The sequence below is a fragment of the Streptomyces sp. NPDC001270 genome (assembly GCF_042896695.1).
GTDB lineage: Bacteria > Actinomycetota > Actinomycetes > Streptomycetales > Streptomycetaceae > Streptomyces.
This window is the reverse complement of record NZ_JBIAXM010000080.1, coordinates 1-9,464: the sequence shown is the minus strand read 5'-3', so window position 1 is coordinate 9,464 and position 9,464 is coordinate 1. Positions and strand designations below refer to the sequence as shown.

At 64.1% G+C, this 9,464-nt stretch carries 10 protein-coding genes and 2 pseudogenes; 3 read left to right on the top strand and 9 right to left on the bottom strand.

The genetic code is table 11. The annotated features are described in order from the left end of the window. Positions 1–200: 200 nt before the first annotated feature. Entirely contained in the window at positions 201–575 is a 375-nt protein-coding gene (locus ACFY2B_RS45765; protein WP_390768986.1) for a hypothetical protein, read from the top strand. A 34-nt stretch (positions 576–609) separates the two neighbouring features. Here the strand turns inward: ACFY2B_RS45765 and ACFY2B_RS45760 are convergent. Further along, positions 610–969: pseudogene (locus ACFY2B_RS45760) on the bottom strand (ATP-binding protein); the annotation flags it as partial. 255 nt (positions 970–1,224) lie between these two features. On the opposite strand from ACFY2B_RS45760, the gene ACFY2B_RS45755 reads away from it, so the two are divergent. Then, a complete protein-coding gene (locus tag ACFY2B_RS45755) occupies positions 1,225–1,770 on the top strand; it encodes an AAA family ATPase (RefSeq protein ID WP_390768985.1) in 546 nt (181 codons plus the stop codon). A 139-nt stretch (positions 1,771–1,909) separates the two neighbouring features. Here the strand turns inward: ACFY2B_RS45755 and ACFY2B_RS45750 are convergent, their stop codons facing one another. The 3 genes and pseudogenes from ACFY2B_RS45750 to ACFY2B_RS45740 form a co-directional block, all read right to left on the bottom strand. Then, positions 1,910–3,082 (bottom strand): ISAs1 family transposase, encoded by a 1,173-nt coding sequence (locus ACFY2B_RS45750; protein WP_390768984.1) that lies wholly within the window; start codon positions 3,080–3,082, stop codon positions 1,910–1,912. Between the two features lie 140 nt (positions 3,083–3,222). Beyond that, a pseudogene (locus ACFY2B_RS45745) lies at positions 3,223–3,551 on the bottom strand (transposase); the annotation flags it as partial. 565 nt (positions 3,552–4,116) lie between these two features. Beyond that, a complete protein-coding gene (locus tag ACFY2B_RS45740; protein ID WP_390768983.1) occupies positions 4,117–4,341 on the bottom strand; it encodes a hypothetical protein in 225 nt (74 codons plus the stop codon). A gap of 745 nt (positions 4,342–5,086) precedes the next feature. On the opposite strand from ACFY2B_RS45740, the gene eccCb reads away from it, so the two are divergent. Continuing rightward, positions 5,087–6,814 carry a type VII secretion protein EccCb gene (gene eccCb, locus ACFY2B_RS45735; protein ID WP_390768982.1) on the top strand — a complete coding sequence of 576 codons (1,728 nt, stop codon included), beginning with the start codon at positions 5,087–5,089 and terminating at the stop codon, positions 6,812–6,814. Positions 6,815–6,968: 154 nt separating this feature from the next. Here eccCb and ACFY2B_RS45730 read toward each other — a convergent pair whose 3' ends face one another. The 5 genes from ACFY2B_RS45730 to ACFY2B_RS45710 all read right to left on the bottom strand — a co-directional run. Continuing rightward, complete coding sequence (locus tag ACFY2B_RS45730) at positions 6,969–7,469, bottom strand: hypothetical protein (RefSeq protein WP_390768981.1); 501 nt, start codon at positions 7,467–7,469, stop codon at positions 6,969–6,971. Further along, on the bottom strand, positions 7,466–8,113 hold the full coding sequence (locus ACFY2B_RS45725) for a hypothetical protein (RefSeq protein WP_390768980.1): 648 nt from the start codon (positions 8,111–8,113) through the stop codon (positions 7,466–7,468). Before ACFY2B_RS45725 ends, ACFY2B_RS45730 begins: the two co-directional genes overlap by 4 nt. Positions 8,114–8,208: 95 nt before the next feature. Continuing rightward, positions 8,209–8,610, bottom strand: a complete 402-nt coding sequence (locus ACFY2B_RS45720; RefSeq protein ID WP_390768979.1) for a hypothetical protein — start codon at positions 8,608–8,610, stop codon at positions 8,209–8,211. Beyond that, complete coding sequence (locus tag ACFY2B_RS45715; protein ID WP_390768978.1) at positions 8,607–9,155, bottom strand: hypothetical protein; 549 nt, start codon at positions 9,153–9,155, stop codon at positions 8,607–8,609. Before ACFY2B_RS45715 ends, ACFY2B_RS45720 begins: the two co-directional genes overlap by 4 nt. 175 nt (positions 9,156–9,330) lie before the next feature. Further along, on the bottom strand, positions 9,331–9,464 hold a 134-nt coding region (locus ACFY2B_RS45710), incomplete at its 5' end, for an ATP-binding protein (protein WP_390768987.1).

The window sequence follows — 9,464 nt, the reverse complement described above, 5'->3', positions numbered from 1 at the left end:
GAAAAGGCTCCCACTTCCTCGCCTTCCTCGGCCTCGCAGCCGCCCTCACCTGCTACAAGAAGCTCGCGAAACTCACCACATGAGACATCCTCTTAAGCTCCCCAGTCGCGTACGGATGAACGTCCCCAGCTATGCCATGGGCAGGAGCACGGCTGAGGATTCTGGTTGAGATCGTCAGGCTGGCCAGAGACACTCGCAAGATGAGTCAGAAGGCATCTCCCGGATCGGTCGAACGAGGTTGGGATGGGCCGTGGTATCGGGTTCAATCGGACGCCTTCGAGGCGTCGTTCCTGCTCAGCTCTGGCGAGGACCTGGACTTGGTGTGCAACGTCGATGCCGAGGTCCGGCTAACGGACGGATCCCGGTGGAGCGCGACCGTCGTCACCGTCGCTGAAGTCGAGAAGTTGCTGGAGACGTGGAGACGCAGCGGCGAGGCATTGGATGGCCGCTACTTTTGGGTCTCGGACAGCCTGATCGTCCGGGACCCCGGCATCGACAACATGACCCAGGTGATCGCCGGACTGATCGAAACGGACGAGTTCTCCGCGATCTTCCAGCGATTTGACGGCGACTGATCATGCCTCCAGCCGCTGAGTGCGAAGTGGCATGTCAGGCCACGTCGGTGTCCTGCTCGATGGCTTTGAGGCGGTTCTTGAGCCGGTAGCTCGGTCCGTTGATGGAGATCACGTCGCAGTGGTGTAGGAGCCGGTCGAGGATGGCGGTGGCGAGGACTTCATCGCCGAACGCCTGTCCCCATTCACTGAAGGTCTTGTTTGAGGTCAGGATGATCGAGCCCTTTTCATACCGCTTTGAGATCACCTGGAAGACCAGGTTGGCTTCTCCTCGTTCAAGGATCTCGTAGCTCACCTCATCGACGACGAGAACGCCCGGCCGTAGGTAGGTGCCGAGCTTGTTGGCCGGACGGCCGGCTGCTTCAACGGCTTTGAGGTTGTGGACCATGTCGTCCAGTTTACCGACCGCGAGAGCTCATGCACCGGCTCTGAACTGCGGCGATTCATAGACTACATGTTCGTGACGATGGGATGGGGTCGTTTGGCCTCGACAAAGTGAACCGGCTTCGCTGACAGTGGGATTCGGCTCCACCCAGCGATCTTCCGGGCATGTTCTGGCAACGGAGTTTGGCCCCACCCAGGCCGCGCGGCATGCTGATCCGACACGCCGGGCCCGACGCGCGGGCCTGGCAGCGGGGTGGGGAGGACTGCCTTGATTGTCTGGGTGAACGGGGCATTCGGCAGCGGGAAGAGCACGCTGGTGGACGAGTTGCGTCCGCGCTGGCCCGAGGCACTGGTCTATGACCCAGAGATGGTCGGCTATGTGCTACGGGAGATCGTGGAGGTGCCGACCGGCGACTTCCAGGATCTCCGGCTGTGGCGGCGGCAGGTCGCCGAACTGGCGGTGGGGCTGGTCGAGGAGTACCGCCGCCCGGTCCTGGTCCCCATGACCTTGGTCAACTCCGGGTATGCCGGTGAGATCTTCAGCGCCCTGAAGGATGCGGGCATCGACGTTCACCACTTCTTCCTCAAGGTCTCCCGAGGGGTCCTGGAGAAGCGGATCGACGGCCGAAGCTTCACCCCAGACAACCCTGAGCAGGACGAACGGGTGCGGCGCTGGTGCAAGGACAGGATCGGACCGTGCATGGCCGCGGCCGACACCCTGCCCAGCGACACGGTGTTCCTGGACGGCGAGCTGAGCCCGCAGGAGTTGGCTGACCTGGTGCTGACTCGAATCGACACGGCTTCAGACCGATAGGACACTTCGGTGTGTGATCGCAGATGTGCGGTCAGCCGCCGACCTGCTGGTTCTTGGCATGGACGAGGCGGGAAAAGTTGTTGCCGTAACTCGTTGCGGGGGCTCGTGCGATGGCCCGTCCACCAGGGGCGATGCGTTCTCAGGCCGTGAGTCGGAGCATGTCGGTTGCGTGTTGAGGTCGTGACCTGTAGTGATCGGCTGCGGCGGCGATGTTGGTCCAGCCTGCTTGGCGCATGAGTCCGATGGCGAGGTTGCGCAGGGTGGCCATTGCGCGGGGTGCGGTGCCGGTACGTACTCGCGAGGCGTCCTCACCGTAGGTGACGTCCCGGATGTGGTGCAGGGCCTCGACCGACCAGTGATTCTGTGCGAGTTCGGCGATTTGTGGCGGGCCGGCTTGCTCGGGCGGGAGGCTGGTGATCGCGTACACCGTCTTCGTCTGGACCTTGCCGGTCTTTCGGTGGGTGCGGCGGCGCTTGATTTCCATGGCCTGGACGGCATACGGGAACAGCAGACCCGGCCGGACGGTGCAGACCTTCAGACGGCGGACCTCGCGGCGGCCGTGCCCGGCCCCGGTAGTGCGGGTCTGCAGCGGGATCTGTTTCCAGGGCAGGCGCCGCAGCTGTCTGAGCAGCTTCTTCTGGTTGCCCTTGACGACCAGAAGGTAGTGGCCGCCGGCAGTGACGACGTGTTCGGCGTGGGCGCGCTGGGTGTGCATCGCATCGGCGGTGACGACGACGCCGCGCAGGTCGATCCGGTTCAGCAGCGGGGCGAAGGCGGGTATTTCGTTGCTCTTCGCGGTGACCTGGCGCTGGGCGATCACGGTCTGGCAGGCGTGCAGCGTGGCGGCGAGCAGGTGGACGGCCGTGCCGTCGGTGCGGGATCCGCGCACGGTCTTGCCGTCGACGGCCAGGCCGACCAGGGGGTGGCCGGGTTCGTCGACCGGGTCAGCGGCGTACCGGGCGAGCCAGGCGCCTACGGCGTCGTCCAGAGCATCGCCGTCCAGGCGGGCCAGGAGCCGTCCCAGCGTGGAGGCATCCGGCGTGCTGGAGGTCAGTCCGATTTTTTCGCGCAGGCCGGAGTCGGTATCGGCGGCGAAGCGGGCGATGGCGGCCAGCGACTGGGCTCCACCGAGGACCGCGACCAGGCAAAGCGCGAGCAGGGAGCCCAGGCAGTAGCGGCGGCCCCGGGCACGGCGGGGATCGGGTATCCGGCTCAACACGTCCGCCAGGCAGGTGAGCTGTGCCGGATCCGGGCAGGTGGAGTCGATGTCCTCGCAGTGGCGCTGCAGGACACCGATCAGGGAGGATGGCACGCGAACGCGACCCCTGTTCGTGGTCAAAGGCTTCGAGAACCTTGATCATCAGGGGTCGCGTCTCCCGTTGCCGAACCGGGCGAACCGACCACGGCGGCGCGTACGCAGGCGATCAGTCCATCTCGCCAACTGAGAACGCATCAGCCCTGGTCGAAGAGCTGCCGAGCGTGCAGGCAGTGGTAGAGCCGAGGAGTCGGTTGAACAGGTGGCGCTGGGCTTGGGCGTGCCAGTCGCCGGCCTGGCGTCGGCGGCGGTAGTGGGCATCGGCCCCCGGCGAGGAGTTGAGGGCGGCGAAGGCCCACAGGAAGCCGGCGTTGATCAGTCGGTCGTTCTTGATGAAGCGTCGCCCGACGAACTTCTTCCTGCCCGAGGCGCGGGTGATGGGGGCCGAGCCGGCGTATGCCTTCAGTGCTCGGGCGTCGGCGAAGCGGTCGCGGTCGTCTCCGATCTCGGCGAGTACTACTCCACCGGCGACCCCCGCGGCGCAGTCGACCTCGTCGAAGCCGCCCTGTCGCAGGCACCGAAGACGGGATCAGCACGCCTGACCTCCATGCTCCACGCGCGCGTCTGCCGGGCCCACGCGCACGCCGGCGACACCCGGGCCGCCGACCGGTCCGCCAACGCCGCCCTGGACGCCTACGAGCACGCCGGACCCATCGAAGACGACCTGCCGTGTGTGTACTGGTACAACCTCGGAGTTATGCCGTCTGTCAACCTGTCCCAGGCCACGGTGTCTCAGGGGGGATACCCCTTTGCAGCCAACCGACTTCGTGCGTCCGACAGCCGCTGCGAGATCGAGAACGGTGGGTGGCAACGAGACATAGGGTCCCATCGCCACTTCCCCAGGCTTCGCTCCTCATTGGGATGTGGGCGACTGACCCCACGTGAAGGCGCCTCGGGCCAGCCAGCCACTGGCGCCGTCGGGCACCCAATGAACGATGGCCGCGGCTCGGCCACCATCCTCGAGCAGGCAGAGAGAGTCCGACACGATCATTCACGCTCGCCAGTGGAAACCGGGCGGCACACGAGGGCCGTCAACGCCGAGCGCGCCACGTGGCGAACAACCCGACACCTGCGCTGACGACTGCGGAGAAGGCAGCTGGCCCGGCGACGACGTAGACCAGGGACGCGATGCCCAGCAAGGAGACCAGGGCGAGCAGTTCGAACACTCGGTCGTGCAGCGGCGCCTCTGTGGAATGAAGCGGGCCAGGACGGGCCGAGTCGGAGTGGTGCTTGGGAGTGCGCTCAATGTCAGTCATGACTCCAGCTCAGCGTGCGACGGCAGAGTGATCCAGTTCGGCGAACAGACTCATCCAGCTGCGTAGAAAGCAGGCCAACAGCGAACGTCAGCGCGCAGATCCGGTGTCCCCCCATCTGTTCGCCACCGTTCGCTGCTGTTCGGAGAAACGCGCTCCACGAGCAAGCCGGTGCCCCTAGCCTGGAAACGCAGATCGATGAAGACGGGGGCAGGACAAGCTGATGCCGGAGACTGGAAGTCCTGTTGGCGAGGCCGACAGGGCACTTCATGCGTTTTGGCGCGGGCTGGAGCAGTTGTACCTGGAGGCCGGGGCGCCATCGTTTAGGGATCTTGCAAAGGCGTCGCGGTCCGCCGGTCGACGCGCGCTGTCAGCTAGTGGCATTGCCGAGGCCGTAAATGGGCAGCGGTTTCCGAGCCTTGACTACACCTTGGAACTGGTTCGTCTGCTTACGTCTGGCAATCCGCAGCGCCTTGCGGAGTGGCGCAAACGGTGGACGGACACTAAGCGACTGCGCCGCCGGGCCGCCGCCGCCACGAGGCAAGCGAGCCCATCAGTACCAGATGCGGGGGCATCTGTGGCTGCAACGTCTGCCTCCGCCGACGATGAGACAGCCGACGAGTCCGCAGAAGAAGACCGTACCGGGGGACGGAGTCATCGAGCGGCCCAGCTGCAAAGTGCGCACCCACGCCTCCTCTTCGATGCGCGGCGACAGACAGCACTTCTCGTCGATGGCGAGTCAAGTAGTGTGAGCGGTGCAGCAGGTGATGCCGCTCCTGCCTGGCAGCGATCAATCACGTCTCCGAACCTCGACCAGTTACTGCCTCCGCTGGAGGTCAGTCCCACACGTGGGCTCACGTCACGTGATTACTTTGCCCTAGGTAGACTCGTCGTCCCGGTTGGCATCGTGCATGTTCCTTTCGAGCTTCGATGCGACATTCACTACCTAGATCTCTCCGGCAATGCGGGCCACGTCCTCGTGGTGGGCGGTAAAGGCTCTGGAAAGTCTACTCTGCTCACCACGCTTGTCACTTCTTTAGCCGTCACGCACACCCCGTCCGAGGTGCAGTTCTACTGCCTGGACGGAAGTTTCAGCGGCCAGCTCGTTGACTTGATCCCGCTGCCGCATGTCGGTTCCTATTCTATTGTCATGCGAAACGAAGACGGCCTGGTGAGGCAAACCCTGACGCATGTTCAGTTTGTACTCGACAGGCGCCCCGAAGTATTTCTCGGCAATCGAATCAATTCAATCTCTGAGTTCAGGGCAGAGCGAACCCGTGGCCATCTAGCCAGCGAGCCCTACGGTGACGTTTTTCTCGTAATCGACGACTGGGAAACCTTTTCCCGAGAGTTTAGCGAGCTAGTGCCAGCCGTCGTGAAAATTGCACAGCGCGGCAATGCATTGGGAATTCACTTGCTGATCAGCGCAACCACCTATGGAAAACTTCCGCCAGAACTCGGTGAGGCGCTGCAGACTCGACTTGAGCTTAAACTCGACGATGCCTCGGAATCGCAGATCGACCCCCAACTAGCGCAGAATATTCCAGCCGGAGAGCCAGGACGTGGACTAACACCTGAGAAGCAACAGTTTCTCGCCGGACTGCCGCGCATTGACACCGTGCAGGAAGGGGCGAGTGGCGCTGATGGCCTTACCCGCCTGGCAAACCAAGTTAGTGATGCTTGGCAAGGCGACGTACCACTTGGCCCTAGGACTCTACCCAAGGTACTCAACGCCAATCAACTGCCCAAGGATCATATTCCATCACTGGGCTTGGCGATCGGTATCGAAGAGTGGGGTGATCCGGCATACATCAACTTCGACACAGACCCCCACTTTGTGATCTTTGGGGATGGGCAGTCCGGCAAGACCTCACTGCTACGCCTGATCATGAAAAAGATCACCGAACGATACACCCCTGAGCGGGCGCGGTTCGTCATTGGCGACTACCGCCGATCACTGATGCGCGTTGCGCCGGACTCCTACGAGGCGGAATATGCAGCAATGCCAGCGGCCTTGGAATCTCTGGTTCCTGATATTTGTGCAGTGATGAAGAAACGCATGCCCGGACCTGAAGTCACGCCGCAGGAACTGCACGACCGGAGCTGGTGGAGCGGGCCCGAGCTGTTCCTGATCGTGGACGACTTTGACTTGGTGGCTACAGCATCCGGCAACCCGCTGCATCCATTGACGGAGTATCTGCCATATTCGAAGGAACTCGGCCTGCACCTGATCATCGCGCGGCGTTGTGCGGGCGCCGGACGCTCCATGTATGAGCCAATGATGCTGCGATTGAAAGAGCTTGATGCTTCCGGAATCGTGCTGTCGGGCCAGCAGGTCGAAGGACAACTGCTCGGAGGGGTGACGCCAACTCAATTGCCCCCCGGGCGCGGGGTATTGATCATCCGAAACTTGCGCACGTCGCTTGTGCAGACAGCCTGGCTGCCTCTGGACTCTCCCGCCCAGAGCCATGACTGAACTGATCAGCTCTGATGAGCCCATAGGACAGAAGGGTGAGCTCTTGACGTTGCCCGCTCCGCCTGCTTGACACCCCGTCTTGCCCCAGGAGCCGTCCACCTCATACCCGGTCACATCGCTGAAAACCGCGCGGACCGATAGGTGATGCGTCGGGTCAGGGCGACGGACGGCCCGGAGCTGGCAGGACGGCGACGTTCTCGCCGGAGTGCTGCAGCCGTTCGAGGAGACGGGCGTTCTGCGCCTCCAACTCGGAGTTGCGCAAGGTCAGGGCCTGGATCTGGTTGGCGTAGGTGGCCAGAGTGTCCTTCAGTTCGCGGGTCTCGGCGGCATGCTCGCTGCGAAGCTCACGCTCCGCCTTCCTCAGCCGGGACACCTCCACCCGCAGTTCCTCCGGTTCCGGGCGGCGGGTCTGCGGCGCTTCCAGGATCTCTTTCACCGCCTGCGCCACCGGCGAGCGGTAATAGGAGGCTCGGGAGACCCCGGCCTCCGTGCACAGATTGACGATCGTGATCTTGCCGTCGGTGAGCTCGGGCAGCCCGTGCATCAGCCGCTCGAACGCCTCCATCAGTGAGCGGTCGATGTCGGTGGGCTCTTGGCCGCCTGCCGAGAGCCGGTCGAAGGTGTGCCGGATCCGTAGTCGAGTCTCGTCGTTCACGCCGGCCTCACACCTTCCGTGCCGTTGCCCGTGTGGATGCTTTGGATCAGTTCGTCGAGTTCGGTGGCGTAGTCGGTTAGGGCGATCACCTGCAACCGGGGCAGGGCCTCGCGCTCCTTCTTGGGCAGGTCCAGCACCGACACGGCTTGATTCCGTGCCGTGGTGAGCCGGGGCAGGTGCACCGCCGACCGGCGCGCGTTGGGGCAGTGCAGACACATGTTGTGCAGCGGCACCGGTCGGCCGAGAGCCTTGGCGCGCTTGCGGCAGATGGCGGTTGCGGCCTGGAAAAAGCAGTCGTTGAGCACCCCGGGGTGCAGCGTCTTGGTCAGGTGTTGCAGCATCGTCCGCAGCCGGGCGGACGACGAGACGACACCGGGCAGGTCCCCGAGCTCGCGGCGGATCCGCTCGAATTCCGCCGAGATCCGCTCGGCGGCCCCGCCAGATGAGGCGCCGCCATCGTTCCAGTCCCGGTAGAGGTCTTCGAGGTAGTCCAGCCGGGCGGCTGCTTCGTTGCTGGCCACCTCGGCGGCGAACCCGGACTCCGATGTCCCGGCATACCCCTCGAACATGACAGTTCGGGCATGTTGGTACTGACGTGTTCCGGCGACGACGCCGAACGGCTGGTGCGCGATGTGCCAGGCCACGTTGTGGACATGGTTGAGAACTGACCGTTGACCGCTCCTCTGCCCTGGCCCCGATGGCGGTCGGCGGCGTAGCACAGGATCTTGTGGCTCCTTGTTCAACGACGTGGTGCCCTGCTGTTGATGCTCGTGACGTTCGACGTCTCCTCCAGTGCCTCTTTGAGTCGTTCGTTGCGCAGGGCAAGGTTCTGGATTTGGGCAGCAGCGAGGGCGAGTTGAGTGGTCAGCTCGCGGTTGCGCCGCCGGAGCTTCGCGTTGCGGGCGACGAGTCTGTCGTGCGCGGTCGGACCAGTGCGAGGAGCGGCGGGGGTGGCCCGGTGATCAGCGATCTCTCGTGCGATGTCGGGGTAACGGCGGCGGAAGGTGGTGTTGGTCAGGTCAAGGCGGCGGGCCAGCATGAGGACACTGGGCTGCTTGTTGGTCTCGCGGCAGATGTCCAGCACCTCCTGAAGGTGCTTGCGGACCAGGGCCTCGGGCAGGTCGGGGACGTTGCGAGTCATGCCGGAACAGCCTCCTGCCCGTTCGCCGTCAGGAACTCGACGATCTCGGCCCGTCGGCTCTCAAGGAGCTGGCGAAGGCGGGGTGGCAGCGTTGGCCGCGAGGCGATGCGCCCGTCGATGCGGACGATCTCGCGTTGCCAGGCGGCGGTGTTCTCTGCGGTCAGTGCGACGTTGCGGCAGGCCAACGGCAGACAGCCGCCGTGCGAGGGAAGTCCTTCGCTGTTGCCTCTGCGGGCTTTCTCGCAGAGGGCCTTGGCCGGATCGTTGACACAGGTGATGTATTCGCCGGGATAGATCGCCGGGTCGTGACGCTTCATGATCCTTTTGAGGCGGTGTCTGTCCAACGCGACCTGGCCCTGGAACTGCGCGCGCTCGCCGAACTCTGTGAGCCGACGGGCTGCCTCTTCGGCGGACGGACCGGTCAGTCCCGCGTGCCGGTGGGAGTCGATCATTTCCATGTAGACCTCGCCGCGTGCGATCGCCTGCTCGCTTTCAACCTCGGCCCGGAAACCGGAGTCGCTGGTCCCCGCATATCCTTCGAACATTTGGATGGATTGATGCCGATATTGCAGGGCCCCAGCGATGACTCCGCCAGGGTGTCGCGCAATGAACCAAGCCAGAGTTCGTCTGAAGACTCTCGTCTTGAGCCGGAGTGCATGGCCCTGGTGTCGGCGTACGGACTTAGATCCCCAGTCTCGTACCTTTCTTTGTCCCCATCTGTCAGGCCACGTCCGTCTCACGCTCGATGGCCTGGAGACAGTTCTTGAGTCGGTAGCTGGGGCCGTTGATCGGGACGACTTCACAGTGGTGCAGGAGGCGGTCGAGGATCGCGGTAGCGAGGACTTCGTCGCCGA

Bases quoted from the DNA above. Each gene is read 5' to 3' on its own strand.
- ACFY2B_RS45765 (WP_390768986.1), top strand. From the start codon at position 201: ATGAGTCAGAAGGCATCTCCCGGATCGGTCGAACGAGGTTGGGATGGG.
- ACFY2B_RS45740 (WP_390768983.1), bottom strand. From the start codon at position 4,341: ATGACTGACATTGAGCGCACTCCCAAGCACCACTCCGACTCGGCCCGT.
- ACFY2B_RS45720 (WP_390768979.1), bottom strand. From the start codon at position 8,610: ATGACTCGCAACGTCCCCGACCTGCCCGAGGCCCTGGTCCGCAAGCAC.
- ACFY2B_RS45715 (WP_390768978.1), bottom strand. From the start codon at position 9,155: ATGTTCGAAGGATATGCGGGGACCAGCGACTCCGGTTTCCGGGCCGAG.